The organism is Mycobacterium sp. SMC-16, from assembly GCF_046250085.1.
GTDB lineage: Bacteria > Actinomycetota > Actinomycetes > Mycobacteriales > Mycobacteriaceae > Mycobacterium > Mycobacterium phocaicum.
This window is the reverse complement of record NZ_CP176427.1, coordinates 445923-460388: the sequence shown is the minus strand read 5'-3', so window position 1 is coordinate 460388 and position 14466 is coordinate 445923. Positions and strand designations below refer to the sequence as shown.

Sequence of the window (14466 nt, the reverse complement as noted above, 5' to 3'; positions counted from 1 at the left end):
GGTTCAGCCGCGCTGCGGATTCCCCCGCCGCCGCGGTTCCCACAGCACCAGTGCGGTGCTGGGCTTGCGGACGCGTTCGAGCTCGGCGGTGACCTCGGCGAGCCTGGCCTGCAGCGCCTCGACCTGATTGGTCAGCTCGATGATGCGCTTGATGCCGGCCAGGTTGACGCCCTCGTCCTGGGACAGCCGCTGCACCTCGCGCAGCAGGTCGACATCGTGCTGCGAATACCGTCGACCGCCGCCCGAAGTGCGCTGCGGGCTGACCAGGCCGAGCCGGTCGTATGTCCGCAACGTCTGTGCGTGCATACCGGCCAGCTCGGCGGCCACCGAAATCAGGACGGTCCGCGCTTCCTCTGTCTTACGCCGGGCACTCAAAGCGACCCCGCCCAACCGGCCCGCGGATCAAATCCACTGGCCCGCTCTGCTTTTGCGTACGCCTCAAGCGCCTCCGCCGCTTCACCCTCGAGGTTCGGCGGCACAGCCACCTTGACGGTGACCAGCAGGTCGCCATGACCGCCGTCGCTGCCGCGCTTGGGCACACCGCGCCCACGCACGCGCAGGATGCGGCCGTCGGACGTGCCCTTGGGCACCCTGACGCCAACCTTGCCTTCCAGCGTCGGCACAGAAAGCGTTGTCCCCAATGCCAATTCATGGAAGCTCACCGGAACGGTGACGGTGAGATCGTCGCCGTCACGGCCGAACACCTTGTCGGGCCGGACGTGCACGGTGACGTACAGGTCGCCCGAGGGCGCCCCGCGTAGACCCGCTTCGCCCTGCCCGGCCAGCCGGATGCGCTGACCGTCGGTGACACCCGGAGGGATGCGCACGTTGATGGTGCGCGTCCGGGTGGAGACGCCGGTGCCTTTGCACTCGTCACACGGGTGCTCGATGATCGAGCCCGTGCCGCGGCATTCGGTGCACGGCTCCGAGAAGCCGAACGCACCCTGGTTGCGGTTGATGACACCGGCGCCGTTGCAGTTGGGACACACCTTCGGGCTGGTGCCCGGACGCGCGCCACTGCCGTGGCAGTTGGTGCAGGGTGCCGGGCTGGTCAGGCGCAGCGGCATGGCCACGCCCTTGGTCGCTTCCAGGAAGCTCAGCTCGGTTTCGGTTTCCAGGTCGTTGCCGCGGCGCGGACGGCTGGGGCGCGGCTGCTGCGCGCCCCGGCCGAACAGGCCGCCGAACAGGTCACCGATGTTGGCGCCGCCGGTCTGCCCCGCCTGGTCGAACAGGTCGCCCAGGTTGAACTCCGAAGCGTCGCCGCCGAAACCACCGAAGCCGCCTCCGCCGCCGCTGAACCGGCGGCCGAATCCACCGCTGGCGAAAAGCCGCCGGGTTTCGTCGTATTCGGCACGCTTGGTGTCGTCGGTCAGAATTTCCTTGGCCTCGGTCGCCGCTTTGTAGCGTTCCTCGGCCGCCGGGTTGTTCGGATTGCGGTCCGGATGGTTGTCGGCCAGCACCTTGCGCGCGGCGCGCTTGATCTCATCCTTGGTGGCGTCAGAGGTGACGCCGAGTTCCTTGTAGAAGTCCTTCTCGACCCATTCACGTTGAGCCATGTCGCGTCACCTCCTCAGCGTCGCTCGGTTACTCGTTTGATTCTGATTTCTGTTCGGTCGCAGCGTCGGTATTGATGGGCGTGTCGGGCGTATCAGCTGCGGGTTCGGCGTCGACGACACCGACCATCGCGTGCCGCAGCACCTGCTCACCGAGCTTGTAGCCGCGACGCATGACGGCCCCCAACACCGGGTTGGAGCCGTCGCCTTCGTGCTGAACGGCTTCGTGCAGCGACGGGTCGAACGCGTCGCCCTCTTCACCGAACGACGTCAGGCCGAGGCCCTCCAATACTCCGGAAAGCTTGTCCGCGACGGACTTCAGCGGTCCGGATTCCAGATCGCCGTGCGTGCGGGCCCGTTCTAGATCGTCGAGCACCGGCAAGAAGTGCTGCACGACAAGACCTTTGGTCCGCTCTACCGCGGCATGCTCTTGACGGCCCGCACGCTTGCGGTAGTTGTCGTACTCGGCCTTGAGCCGCTGCAGGTCTGCCTTGAGCTCGGCGGCTTCGTCGGACACCGGAGACTCGGCGGCCTCACCGGAGGCCGGGGAGCCCGGCGCCGACCCCTCAGGGGCCGACGCCGGAGCGCCCTCACGTGGTTCGCCGGTTTCCGGATCGATGCGCCGCTTGTCGGTGATGGTCACCGGCTCGTGCGAATCGTCCTGGCTCACTTGTTCTCCTGATCGTCCTCGACAACCTCGGCGTCCACGACGTTGTCATCTGCGGCAGCGCCACTGGGAGCACCCGCACCCGCACCGGCGGCCTGCTCGGCCTGAGTGGCCTCGTAGATCGCCTGGCCCAGGGCCTGGCTCTCGACGCCCAGCTTCTCCATGGCCGTCTTGATGGCGGCGATGTCGGTGCCGGCGAGCGCGGTCTTGGCCTCGGCGATGGCACCGTCGACCTTGGTCAGGGTCTCCTCGGGGACCTTCGAGCCACCCTCGGCTTCGCGCTGGTCCTTGACGAACTTCTCCGTCTGGTAGACCAGCGACTCGGCCTGGTTGCGGACGTCCGCCTCTTCGCGACGCTTCTTGTCCTCTTCGGCGTGTGCCTCGGCGTCCTTGATCATCCGGTCGATCTCGTCCTGCGACAGGCCCGAGCCTTCCTGGATCTTGATCGTGTTCTCCTTGCCCGTGCCCTTGTCCTTGGCGGTGACGTGCACGATGCCGTTGACGTCGATGTCGAAGGTGACCTCGATCTGCGGCACGCCACGCGGGGCCGGCGGGATGCCGGTCAGCTCGAAGCTGCCGAGCAGCTTGTTGTGCGCCGCGATCTCACGCTCACCCTGGAAGACCTGAATCTGCACCGACGGCTGGTTGTCGTCGGCCGTGGTGAAGGTCTCGGACCGCTTGGTCGGGATGGTGGTGTTGCGCTCGATCAGCTTGGTCATCACGCCACCCTTGGTCTCGATACCGAGGGACAGCGGGGTGACGTCAAGCAGCAGAACGTCTTTCACCTCACCCTTGAGCACACCGGCCTGCAGCGCGGCGCCGACGGCCACGACCTCGTCCGGGTTGACGCCCTTGTTGGGCTCCTTGCCACCGGTCAGTTCCTTGACCAGTTCGGTGACGGCGGGCATACGGGTCGAGCCACCGACGAGGACCACGTGGTCGATGTCGGAGACCGAGATGCCGGCGTCCTTGATCACCGACTGGAACGGCTGACGGGTCCGGTCCAGCAGGTCCTGCGTGATGCGCTGGAACTCGGCACGGGTCAGCTGCTCGTCGAGGAACAGCGGGTTCTTGTCGGCGTCGACGGTGATGTACGGCAGGTTGATCGAGGTGCTCTGGCTCGAGCTCAGTTCGATCTTGGCCTTCTCCGCAGCCTCACGCAGACGCTGCATCGCCATCTTGTCCTTGGTCAGGTCGATGCCGCTGGTGCCCTTGAACTTGTCGACCAGCCACTGCACGATGCGCTCGTCCCAGTCGTCGCCACCGAGGTGGTTGTCACCGGAGGTCGCCTTGACCTCGACGACGCCCTCACCGATTTCCAGCAGCGAGACGTCGAAGGTGCCGCCACCGAGGTCGAAGACCAGGATGGTCTGTTCCTTCTCGCCCTTGTCCAGGCCGTAGGCCAGGGCGGCCGCGGTCGGCTCGTTGACGATGCGGAGCACGTTGAGGCCGGCGATCTGGCCGGCTTCCTTGGTGGCCTGACGCTGAGCGTCGTTGAAGTAGGCCGGGACGGTGATCACGGCGTCGGTGATGTCCTCACCGAGGTACGCCTCCGCGTCGCGCTTCAGCTTCTGCAGCGTGCGCGCGCTGATCTCCTGCGAGGTGTACTGCTTGCCGTCGATGTCGATGGTCCAGTCAGTGCCGATGTGCCGCTTCACCGAACGGATGGTCCGGTCGACGTTGGTCACTGCCTGGTTCTTGGCGGGCTGGCCGACCAGCACCTCGCCGTTACGCGCGAACGCGACGACCGACGGGGTGGTCCGGGAGCCCTCTGAGTTTGCAACGACTACGGGGTCGCCGCCCTCCAGCACCGCGACGCAAGAGTTGGTGGTCCCGAGGTCGATACCGACCGCACGAGCCATAGTGATGCCTCCTGATAGACATTGATGGGTGATCTGAGCGAACTGCGCTCAAGCTTGCTACCGGACGAGGCCGTCTGTCAAGCCGAACTTGAGTCTGTTGCACTCAACTTGTTGTCGGTGAGTCCAACCTGGGCAGTTCGCGATCTATTCCCGATTCCCCAAAAATGTCCATCAGGGGCCATCAACGCTGGTCAGGCACCTCCCGCAGCGACCATTGCCCGCACCGAGTCCGGCAATTCGGCCGTCGACCACTCCGCCCGCCGCGGCTCCCCGTAGGTGACCGAGAAGGGCACGATGCCCGCCCAGGCGGTGGTTTCCTCGTCCGGTTCGGCCAGCGGACCGCCGTTGACCTTGTACACCCAGTCGCCGTCGACGATCGGCAGGGAGATGACGTTGGTCGCCGCGACCTCCTTCGGCAGCATCGCGCGCACCTCGGCGGTACGGCCGGGGATCAGCAACTCACTGAAGCGCTCGAGCAGCGCTGCCCGATCCTCGCGTTCGGCGGGTTGCACTTCGCCGTAGACAACTGCGGAACGGTAGTGCACCGAGGAGTCAAAAGTGCTGTGCGCCAACACAAGTGCATCCATGGCCGTCACGCAGAAGGCAACCTGCCTCCCCGCCCCCTTGACACCCAGCGTGCCCGCGCCGGTCGAGCCGTGGATGAGAATCCGATCCTTGTGACGGACGAACAGCGTCGGCACCGCAAGGGGCCGAACCTTGCCGTTCGGACGGGCCACATCGCCGACGCTGAGCACACCCCACCACTGCCCATCGAGGAACTCATCCAGAGCGGCGCGCACCGTGGACTGCCGACCGTACTTACGGGTGACCTTTTCCATGCTTCAAGATCACCATGATTGCGGCCTGGTTGAAATAGCCAGAAATACCGTATTTTGACAGGCCAGTATTCTGACTGGGTGGCGCGGCACACACGGGCAGTACACCTGCCCCTCGACACCACCGAACTCAGTGCCAGAGCGATCGCGAGCCAACTGGTGGGGCTGATCGCCGCCGGGCAGGTCGGCGACGGCGACTGGCTGCCGTCGACTCGCGCGCTCGCCCACGAACTCGGCGCCTCGCGAACGATGGTCGCGTCCGCCTACGACGAATTGGTCGCCGCCGGATTTCTCGAGGGCGTGCCCGGTGCTGGAACCCGGACAACCGTCGGAGCCACCGCAGCCGCCCGCGCCGGGCTATCCAGCCGCGCACCGCGCCTGGAGAAGACGAACGTCGTACCGGCAGCGCATGTCACGGCGCACCAAACTGATGCCGTCGATCTCCGTCCGGGCACCCCGGACACCGGCCTGATCGACATGCGGGCATGGGCCCGCGCGTGGCGGGCCGCGGCGTCGACCCGACCGACGACGCTCTCACCGTGGCAGGACACCGACGACGCCTTCACCGCCGCCATGTCGCGCCACCTGCGCACCAATCGGGGTATCGACACCGACACGGTTTTCGACGTTCCCGGATCGACCGCGGCCTTTCAGACACTGGCGGCCGTCAGTGGCCTCACGCGCTGTTATCTCGAATCGCCCTGCTACCCCGCCGCCGCTGACGAATTCAGCCGCGCCGGCTTGGATCTGGTTTTCGTCCCCGTCGACCACGACGGGCTGTGCGTCGACAGCCTCGGTGACGAACCCGGCATCGTCTACACCACACCGGCGCACCAGTACCCGCTCGGACACCGGCTCTCGGTGAACCGGCGGGCCGAACTCGTTGCGTGGGCCAAGCGGACCGGGTCGATCGTCATCGAAGACGACTACGACGGAGAGTTCCGCTACGGCGTCGCGCCACTGCCCGCCATCCGGTCGATTCCGGGCGCCGGAGAACACGTCGCCTACGTCGGCACCGCGTCCAAGATGCTGGCGCCGAGCCTGGGCGCCGCCTGGCTGGTGCCGCCACTGCCCCTGCACGACGCCGTCCAGACTTACCTTCGCGAGCACCGCATCGCGGTCTCCACCATCACACGCATCGCCCTCACCGCCCTGATCACGGGCGGCGAGCTGCAGCGGCACCTGGCGCGCGCAAGCCGCGAATACCGTTGCCGCCGAGACATTCTCATCACCGAACTCGAAGCGCACTGCCCCGGACTGGGAGTGCTCGGCGTCCAGGCGGGGTTGCACGTCGCCATCCTGCTGCCCGATAGCCGCCCCGATCTCGACGTTGCCGAATTGCTCCGCGCCGATGGCCTGCTCGTCTCGCCACTGTCGAACTTTCCTCAGCAACCGCGTTCCGAGATAAACGGCATCGCAGTCAATTTCGCGCAGATCGACCGCTCGACCGCGAGGCTCTTCGCCGAATGCACTGCTGCGGCTCTCACCCAGGGCGCACCATGGTGAGATGAATGCCGACCCGCAAACGGCAGTCGACGAGATTGCCCCCGACATCTACCGGCTCTCCACCTGGATTCCGGACATCACCGAGAACGGCTTCACGTTCAACCAGTTCCTCCTGACCGGCGATGAGCCGTTCCTCTTCCATTGCGGGCAGCGACAACTGTTCCCACTCGTCTCGGACGCCATCAGCCGGGTCATCCCACTGCCCACGCTGCGCTGGATCTCGTTCGGACACCTCGAAGCCGACGAGTGCGGCGCGATGAACCTCATGCTGGCAGCGGCACCGCATGCCGAGGTCGTGCACGGCGGCTTGGCTCTGATGCTGTCGTTGGTCGACATGTGCGACCGCCCTCCCGTCCCCGCCCCGGACACGGCACTGGACATCGGCGGCCACCGACTCAGATTCATTGCCACACCGCATGTTCCGCATAATTGGGAGGCCGGGCTGTGGTTCGACGAAACGACCTCCACCCTGCTCGCCGGTGACCTCTTCACCCACACCGGACACTGCCCGGCGCTGACCGAATCCGATTGCGTGGCCCCGGCGCTCGAGGCAGAAGCCATCTTCCACGCCACCGGGCTGACGACGAACCTCGCTCCGACGCTCGAGCAACTCGCAGCGTTGAACCCCTCGACGCTTGCCCTCATGCACGGTTCGTCCTATACCGGCGATGGTGCTGCTCAATTGCGAGCCCTCGCCGACGGGTATGCCGCGATGGCCGTCTAGAACGGTGCGGGTTCATCCCAGGCTTCTGCCGCGAGGGCCATTTCGAGTTCGCGGCAGCGGCGCCATTCCTCGGCTGCGATGGTTTCTTCGTTGAGCATGCGTGCTTGGTTGACGAGTTGTTGGCGTTCTTGGGCGCGGGTGCGTTTGCGTTTGGGCATGCAGTGACCGCGGCCAGGGGTTCGTGGCGGTTCCTCGCTGATCTCGGGTGTGCCGGTGGGTGTGGCCAGTTGGGGATACCAGTGGGCGCCTTCGGGTTTGGTGATGTAGGTGTGCCCGGTGGGGGCCACCCAGACGACGGTGCCGTCGGGGTATTGGTGGTCGGTCCAGCCGTGGAATGTTTTGAGTAGGTGGTGGAACCGGCACAGGCATTTGAGGTCTGACGGGTGCGTCGGCCCGGCCGGGTACGGCACGGTGTGGTCGAGGTCGCACGCCTGCGCAGGCCGGTCACAGCCCGGGAACCGGCAGGTCAAATCCCGGCAGCGGACGAACTCGGCCAGTTTGGCCGAGGGCCGGTACCGCGACTCGGCCGCATCGGGCGGGATCTCCACCTGACGGATGATCGCGCCCTCGGCGAGGTGGGCGACCTGCTCGGCGGGGATCTGTCCGTACCCGGGCAGGAATCCTGGGGCCTGCCCGTTCACTGCCTCCGGTGTGGCGATGACGTGGATGACCGCGCGGGTCCCGACGGTCTGGGCCGGCAGCTCGCCGGTGTCCGCTGGGCAGTCGTCCTGTCCGCATCGGCATGCCAGGCGCTGCCCGCGGGCCAGGGCATCGATAGCGGCGGCGCGGCGCTGATCATGGCTGCGCGGATCGTTACGGCACACCCCCTTGGCGAGGTCGTCGATGGCGGCGTCCAGCACGGCCGCGGTCGCCGCGTCCACGGTGCCGCAGATGCTCGCGCACCCCGGGCCGGACGCACGAACATCCAGGTAGCGGGCCTGCGACGGGGGCTTGGGTGGGTGGACCCCGGCCTGATCGGACGCGGCGATGATGGCGTCGATGCGTTGTTCCATTTTCGGTTTCGACAACCGGCCCCAGGCCACGATCTTGGCGGCCAGGTCGGCGTCGACCTGGCCGGCGACGTCGTCGTCGATGATCAGGTCGGTGCGGGCGACGATCATCGCGACCATCACCGCGTCGATCAGGCCTTTGGCGTAGATGGCCGCTACCTTGGGCAGGCGGGTGCGCAGCATCACCGCCCGGTCCACCTGCGCTTGGGCCCGCTTGCGGGACACCCCCAGGGCGGCGGCGACCTCGACGACCAGGCCGGCATAGCCGTCGATCGCCCAATAGCGTTTCTCGATGTCGTCGTCGGGGGCTCGCAGCGCCCACAGGTCACCGATCGCATCCAGGCGGCGGGCGCCGGCGGCGTTCTCTTCCCGGGTGGCCAGGGTGATCGCGTCGACCGCCGCGGCCGCGGCGTGGGGATCACTATCTGATTCGCTCATACGTTCGAACATACGCTCGCCCACTGACAAGAATCGGCGATCGCGACCACTGGGTATCGTCGACGGTTAGGGCAGCTAAACACAAGGGCCGCAGCGGGATTGGAAGGGGCAGGCAGCGCGAGCGGGGATCGTCGACGCTTAGCTCGGCTATCCACCCGGCAGGTGAAGCCGGCGCCGGCGCGACGCGCCGGCCGACCACTCCCCGGCCCGCGACGGTCAGGCGACCGACAGTGATTAGGCGACCTAACCGTTGAGGATCGCAGCGAGGATCGAAGGGAGCGAGTGCCCCTCGTCGGGTCAGATCGGCAAGAACTACGAGCACACCTAACCGTCGACGATCCGTGCCGGCGTCAATGGACAGCGACCCCGCCCGGTGACGCCGGCCGGGCCGAAACTCGCAGTGGACGCGGTAAGCGCGGCAAGTCTGCAAAACCCGGCGTGGACGCGTCGCCGCGCTACTAACGTCGCAGGTACACCCGCCGGACCGGCAAAGGAGTGCCCATGACAACCACCGCTCCCATCGACGTCCTGGTCATCGGCGCCGGGATCTCCGGCATCGGAATGGCGTATCACCTCAAGACTCTTCGCCCGGACACGTCGTTTGCGGTGCTCGAGGGACGAGACGCGATCGGCGGCACCTGGAGCCTGCACCAGTACCCGGGCATCCGCTCGGACTCGGACATGCCGACCTTCGGCTTCGGCTTCAAGCCGTGGACGCATCGCAAGTCCATCGCCGACGGGCACATCATCCTCGACTACCTGCAACAGACCGTCGAGGAGAACGACCTGGCCGGCCACATCCGGTTCGGCCACCACGTGGACTCGGCGAATTTCGATTCCCGGCAAGGACTTTGGACCGTCAACACCACCCACGACGGACACCCCGAGACCTTCACCTCGCGCTTCCTGTTCCTGGGCACCGGGTACTACGACTACGAGAACCCGTATATCCCCGACTTCCCCGGCCGCGACGATTTCGAGGGTCCGGTGATCCACCCCCAACTGTGGCCGAAGGATCTGGACTACACCGGTAAGAACGTCGTCGTCATCGGCAGTGGCGCCACCGCCGTCACGCTGATCCCGAACATGGCCGACAAGGCCGCGCACGTCACCATGCTGCAGCGGTCGCCGAGTTACGTGTTCTCGATACCGGCGTCCGACCCGATCGCCAACGTGCTGAACAAGGTGCTGGGCCATGAGCGGGCGTACAAGATCGTGCGGCGCAAGAACATCTCGCTCAATCGCGGGCTGTTCAAGATGTGCATGCGCTACCCGAAGGTGATGCGAAAGTTGTTGATCGCCAATGTGGCTCGGCAGCTGCCCAAGAATTTCGATGTCGACACGCACTTCACGCCCAAGTACAACCCGTGGCAGCAGCGCCTGGCCATGGTGCCCGACGGCGACCTGTTCAAGATGGTCTCGTCAGGCAAGGCCTCGATCGTCACCGACCATATCGAGCGGTTCACCAAGCACGGCATCCTGCTGAAATCCGGGCAGGAGCTGGCCGCCGACATCATCATCTCGGCGACCGGATTGAACATGATCCCCTTCGGCAAGATCGAGCTGAGCGTCGACGGGCACCTGCTCCATCTCCCCGACCTCACGGTCTACAAGGCCATGATGCTGTCGGGCGTGCCCAATTTCGCGTTCGCCGTCGGTTACACCAACATCGCCTGGACCCTCAAGGTCGACCTGGTGTGCGAGCACTTCTGCCGCATGCTCGACTACATGGACGAGCACGGCTACGGCAAGGTGGTCCCGATCCTGGAAGACGGGACCATGGAGCGAGTTCCGTTGTTGGACATGACCTCCGGCTACGTCCAGCGGGCCGTCGCGAAGTTCCCCCGTGGCGGCACCTACGGCCCGTGGGCGTTCAAGCATGCCTACGAAATGGATCAGGAGCGGCTGCGCAACGGCCCCATCGAGGATCCCGCCCTCGTCTTCACGCCCGCCGCCGCACCGCTGTCCGTGGTCTGACCGAAGGAGCGATCATGACAACCGAGTTCGTTTTCATCAGCCACGGCGAGCGTTGCGCCGCCTGGCATCTGACCGCAGACAGTGACGCGCTGACCGGACAGAGCGGTCGGCCGTGTGTGGTCATGGCCCACGGCTTCGGCGGCACCCGCGACTCCGGACTGATGGCGTTCGCCGAGCCGTTCGCGGCCGCCGGGATGGACGTGGTGCTGTTCGACTACCGGGGCTTCGGCGATTCCGAAGGTGAGCCGCGCCAGGATGTTTCGGTCAAGAAGCAGCGGCAGGACTACCACGCCGCCATCGACGCCGCGAGGAATCTGCCGGGCGTCGACCGCGACCGCATCGCGCTGTGGGGCACGTCGTACTCGGGCGGACACGTCATCGCCGTCGCCGCCACGGACCAGCGAGTGGCCGCGGTGGTATCCGTATGTCCCGCCACCGACGGGCTGGCCGCCCTGGTGCAAGGAGTTCGGGAGGCGAGCGCCGGACACATGGCGCGCCTGGTGGCGCACGGCCTGTTCGATGCCGCGGGGGCACGGCTCGGCCGCAGCCCGCACTACCTGCCACTCGCCGGACAGCCGGGCAGCGCCGCGCCGCTCAGCACTCCCGGTTCCGAGGAGTCCTACCTCGCGCTCGCCGGCCCCACCTGGCGCAACGAGTTCGCCGCCCGCACGGTGCTGGAAATCGCATTCAACCGGCCGACCGTCCACGCCAGTCAGCTGGAGTGCCCGTTGCTGATGCAGATCGGGACAAACGACCGCATCGCTCCGCCGGATGCGGCCAAGAAAGCCGCGAAGAAGGCCGGCTACCTGGCCCATCTGGTCGCATACCCCGCCGACCATTTCGATTTCTACGACGGCCCCAGCTTCGAGGCGGCCCTCGCCGACGAAGTCACCTTCCTGACCCGCGTCCTCGATCCGATCCGTTCGACCGACGTGCATTTGCGGTCGACCAACCCGCCGGCACCGCGACTGGCGGTCAAACTGCCGTGGTGAACGCGTCCGCTTGGCATGATCTGCACCGAGTGTTGATCGAAAGGGCGGACCGTGATCTTCGACAGGGTTGTAGCAACGACTCGTAACTGGCTGGAAGTGGCCCGCTACGGCGGGTTGGAGACGGGTGAAGAACCGGCGCCGTTCGACGTCGTCGCCCAGGGCCGGATCCACAAGCTGCGGCGGTACCGCACCGCGGGTGAGGCGGGCCGTCCCCAGGTGCTGCTGGTGCCTCCCCTGATGCTCACCGCCGACGTGTTCGACGTGTCACCGCAGGCCAGCGGCGTACGCACCTTGATCGAGCACGGCATCGATCCGTGGGTCATCGACTTCGGTTCGCCGGAACAGGAACCCGGCGGGCTCAAGCGCACGCTGGCCGATCACGTTCTGGCCATCGACGCGGCCATCGACGAGATCGTCGCCACCACCGGAACCAAGGTGCACCTCGCCGGCTATTCGCAGGGTGGCATGTTCTGCTACCAGACTTCGGCGTACCGGCGGAGCGTTGGCATCGGCAGCGTAGTGACGTTCGGCAGCCCGGTGGATCTGAGCAAAACGGCCCCGATGGGGGTACCCGCGGAAGTCGCCATCCCCGGGATGGGGTTCATCATGGAGAACGTGCTGCGCGGCCGGTCGGTGCCGGGCTGGGCGACCCGGTTGGGTTTCCAGATGCTCGACCCGGTGAAGGCCGTGACCGGGCAGCTGCAGTTCCTGTTGGCATTGCACGACCGCGACGCGCTGTTGCCCCGTGAGGGCCAGCGTCGCTATTTGATGAACGACGGCTGGGTGGCGTGGCCCGGGCCTGCCCTCGCTGAGTTCTTGCAGCAGTTCCTGGTCCACAACCGGATGTTGACGGGTGGATTCAGCATCGCGGGACGCCCGGTCACGCTCGCAGACATCACCTCGCCGATCCTCGCGTTCGTCGGGGAAGTCGACGAAATCGCCCCTCCCGCATCGGTCCGTGGGATCGTGGGCGCCGCACCGCGCACCGAGATTTTCGAAAGCACCTTGCACGCAGGGCATTTCGGGCTGGTAGTGGGTAGCACCGCAACCAACCACACCTGGCCGTTGGTGGCCGACTGGATGCGGTACGCAGAGGGCCTCGGCCCGTTGCCCGAGCATGTCGTCAAGGTCGACACCTCCACCGCCATCCCCGAGACCGCACCCGCAGGGCCGGGTGAGGGCGTCCAGGCCCTGATCGATGTCGGCCGCACGGTTGCCGGTTCGGTGGCCCGCTCGGTGGACAACATGCGCGGCGTGTTCGGCACGGTGTCACGCCAGATGCCACGCTTGGCGCGCATTCGCAGCCTCGAGGCCCATTCGCGAATCTCGTTGGCGCTCTTGTTCGATGAGCAGGCCCAGCATGCGCCCAACGACGTCAGCTTCATGTACGAGGACCGCAGCTACACCTACGGTGAGAACAAGGTCCGCATCGACGCCGTGGTTCGTGGACTGCTCGCAGCGGGAGTGCGGGCCGGCGAGCATGTGGGCGTCATGATGGGCACCCGCCCCTCTGCACTGGCCGTGGTGGTCGCACTGAACCGCATCGGTGCCGTCGTGGTGATGCTGCGGCCCGACGCCGACACCGCGCGGGAAGTCGAGCTCGGCAAGGTGAACAGGGTGATTGCCGACCCCGAACATTCCGAGGCCGACTTCGCCGGGCGCCCGCTGCACACCTTCCTGCTCGATACGCCCTACCTGCATCGCGACCGCACCCTCACCGCACTCGAGATCGGCGAGACCAACGCCGTGCGCATCCCGGACTGGTACCGCCCCAACCCGGGCCGCGCCGGTGAGCTCGCTTTCATCTTCTTCGGCGGCCCCGACGGCGACCCCCGACCCATCCGAGTCACCAACGGCCGCTTCGGATTATCGGCTTACGGCACCGCAACCTCTGCGGAGTTGACCAACTCCGACACCGTCTACTGCATCAACCCGATCTACCACACGTCCGGCCTGCTCACCGGTATCGGCGGTGCGGTCGCTGGTGGCAGCCGCCTGGCCATGGCAACCGACCTCGACCCGGCGACGTTCTGGACCGAAGTACGCCGCTATGGCGTCACCATCGTCTGCTACACGTGGGCGCAACTGCGACCGCTGGTCAATGCCGCGCCGCAGCCCGCCGAACGCAATCACTCCGTACGACTGTTCGTCGGCTCCGGCATGCCGCGCGGTCTGTGGCGCCGAGTGCTGGATCGTTTCGCACCCGCCGGTGTCCTGGACTTCTGGACCACCAGTGAGGGCGAGGCCATCCTGGCCAACATCAACCCGACAAAGCCCGGGTCGCTGGGCCGGCCACTGCCCGGCAGCGCGACGGTGGCTGTGGTCCGATGGGATCCCGAAGCGCAGCAAGTCGTTTCGGGCGCCGACGGCTACGCCATCCGGTGTGCGGCCGACGAGACCGGCCTGCTGCTGGTGAAGATCAGTTCGGCCACGACCGCGTCGGCGCCGCCGTTACGCAACCTGTTCGAGGCCGGCGACGCCTGGTTCTCCAGCGGCAGCCTGGTCAACCGGGACGCCGACGGCGACTACTGGCTGATCGACTCCGTCGACACCCAGATCCGCACCGCCGACGGTGTGGTGGCGTCCCTGCCCATCACCGCGGCCATCGGCAAGCTGCCGGCCGTCGACCTGGTGCACACCTACGGCGTCGCTGCCGACGACGCGGAAGTGGCGGTCGCGGCACTGTCCCTGGTCGACGGGCAGGACGTCTCTGCCGCCGACCTGGACGAGGCGCTCGCGAGCCTGCCGGCCGCGCAACGGCCGGCGTTCGTCCGCGTCGTCGACGAGGTGCCGATGACGCCGTGGCACCGCCCGGTCGCCGGGCCGCTGCGCCGCGACCCGCTGCCCCCGCCCGGTCGCTACTTCACCCGGACAGACGACGGCAGTTACAAGGAAAGCTGA

General features: G+C 66.8%; 11 protein-coding genes. 5 read left to right on the top strand and 6 right to left on the bottom strand.

Annotation, left to right across the window (positions count from 1 at the left end; translation table 11 throughout):
- Nucleotides 1–3 precede the first annotated feature (3 nt).
- The 5 genes from ACJEIK_RS02080 to ACJEIK_RS02060 form a co-directional block, all read right to left on the bottom strand.
- Nucleotides 4–306 carry a heat shock protein transcriptional repressor HspR gene (locus tag ACJEIK_RS02080; RefSeq protein ID WP_244872991.1) on the bottom strand — a complete coding sequence of 101 codons (303 nt, stop codon included), beginning with the start codon at nucleotides 304–306 and terminating at the stop codon, nucleotides 4–6.
- 65 nt (nucleotides 307–371) lie between these two features.
- Nucleotides 372–1556: a molecular chaperone DnaJ gene (gene dnaJ / locus ACJEIK_RS02075; protein ID WP_212808136.1), complete on the bottom strand. Its 1185-nt coding sequence runs from the start codon at nucleotides 1554–1556 to the stop codon at nucleotides 372–374.
- Between the two features lie 28 nt (nucleotides 1557–1584).
- Nucleotides 1585–2223: a nucleotide exchange factor GrpE gene (gene grpE, locus ACJEIK_RS02070; protein WP_212808135.1), complete on the bottom strand. Its 639-nt coding sequence runs from the start codon at nucleotides 2221–2223 to the stop codon at nucleotides 1585–1587.
- Nucleotides 2220–4082 carry a molecular chaperone DnaK gene (gene dnaK / locus ACJEIK_RS02065; RefSeq protein ID WP_064857517.1) on the bottom strand — a complete coding sequence of 621 codons (1863 nt, stop codon included), beginning with the start codon at nucleotides 4080–4082 and terminating at the stop codon, nucleotides 2220–2222. Before dnaK ends, grpE begins: the two co-directional genes overlap by 4 nt.
- A 191-nt stretch (nucleotides 4083–4273) precedes the next feature.
- Nucleotides 4274–4921: a pyridoxamine 5'-phosphate oxidase family protein gene (locus tag ACJEIK_RS02060; protein ID WP_409430953.1), complete on the bottom strand. Its 648-nt coding sequence runs from the start codon at nucleotides 4919–4921 to the stop codon at nucleotides 4274–4276.
- A gap of 78 nt (nucleotides 4922–4999) precedes the next feature.
- Between ACJEIK_RS02060 and ACJEIK_RS02055 the strand changes: the two genes are divergently transcribed.
- Nucleotides 5000–6424, top strand: coding sequence for a PLP-dependent aminotransferase family protein (locus ACJEIK_RS02055; protein WP_409430952.1), 1425 nt, complete (start codon nucleotides 5000–5002; stop codon nucleotides 6422–6424).
- A gap of 1 nt (nucleotide 6425) precedes the next feature.
- Nucleotides 6426–7148, top strand: coding sequence for an MBL fold metallo-hydrolase (locus ACJEIK_RS02050; protein WP_409430951.1), 723 nt, complete (start codon nucleotides 6426–6428; stop codon nucleotides 7146–7148).
- On the opposite strand, the gene ACJEIK_RS02045 is transcribed toward ACJEIK_RS02050, so the two are convergent.
- Nucleotides 7145–8596 carry an HNH endonuclease signature motif containing protein gene (locus ACJEIK_RS02045; protein WP_234789541.1) on the bottom strand — a complete coding sequence of 484 codons (1452 nt, stop codon included), beginning with the start codon at nucleotides 8594–8596 and terminating at the stop codon, nucleotides 7145–7147. The genes ACJEIK_RS02050 and ACJEIK_RS02045 overlap by 4 nt on opposite strands.
- Before the next feature lie 501 nt (nucleotides 8597–9097).
- Here ACJEIK_RS02045 and ACJEIK_RS02040 point away from each other — a divergent pair.
- Genes ACJEIK_RS02040 through ACJEIK_RS02030 form a run of 3 tightly spaced genes read left to right on the top strand, consistent with a single transcriptional unit; the run spans nucleotide 9098 to nucleotide 14466 of the window.
- A complete protein-coding gene (locus ACJEIK_RS02040) occupies nucleotides 9098–10573 on the top strand; it encodes a flavin-containing monooxygenase (RefSeq protein WP_133428268.1) in 1476 nt (491 codons plus the stop codon).
- Nucleotides 10574–10587: 14 nt separating this feature from the next.
- The gene (locus tag ACJEIK_RS02035) at nucleotides 10588–11565 is read left to right on the top strand and encodes an alpha/beta hydrolase (protein ID WP_409430950.1); all 978 of its coding nucleotides are present in this window, start codon (nucleotides 10588–10590) and stop codon (nucleotides 11563–11565) included.
- Nucleotides 11566–11616: 51 nt separating this feature from the next.
- The gene (locus ACJEIK_RS02030) at nucleotides 11617–14466 is read left to right on the top strand and encodes an AMP-binding protein (protein ID WP_409430949.1); all 2850 of its coding nucleotides are present in this window, start codon (nucleotides 11617–11619) and stop codon (nucleotides 14464–14466) included.

Excerpts from the sequence above, each read along its gene's own strand:
- ACJEIK_RS02050 (WP_409430951.1), top strand. The coding sequence starts at position 6,426 with ATGAATGCCGACCCGCAAACGGCAGTCGACGAGATTGCCCCCGACATC.
- ACJEIK_RS02035 (WP_409430950.1), top strand. The coding sequence starts at position 10,588 with ATGACAACCGAGTTCGTTTTCATCAGCCACGGCGAGCGTTGCGCCGCC.
- dnaJ (WP_212808136.1), bottom strand. The coding sequence starts at position 1,556 with ATGGCTCAACGTGAATGGGTCGAGAAGGACTTCTACAAGGAACTCGGC.
- ACJEIK_RS02060 (WP_409430953.1), bottom strand. The coding sequence starts at position 4,921 with ATGGAAAAGGTCACCCGTAAGTACGGTCGGCAGTCCACGGTGCGCGCC.
- dnaK (WP_064857517.1), bottom strand. The coding sequence starts at position 4,082 with ATGGCTCGTGCGGTCGGTATCGACCTCGGGACCACCAACTCTTGCGTC.
- ACJEIK_RS02040 (WP_133428268.1), top strand. The coding sequence starts at position 9,098 with ATGACAACCACCGCTCCCATCGACGTCCTGGTCATCGGCGCCGGGATC.
- ACJEIK_RS02045 (WP_234789541.1), bottom strand. The coding sequence starts at position 8,596 with ATGAGCGAATCAGATAGTGATCCCCACGCCGCGGCCGCGGCGGTCGAC.
- ACJEIK_RS02080 (WP_244872991.1), bottom strand. The coding sequence starts at position 306 with ATGCACGCACAGACGTTGCGGACATACGACCGGCTCGGCCTGGTCAGC.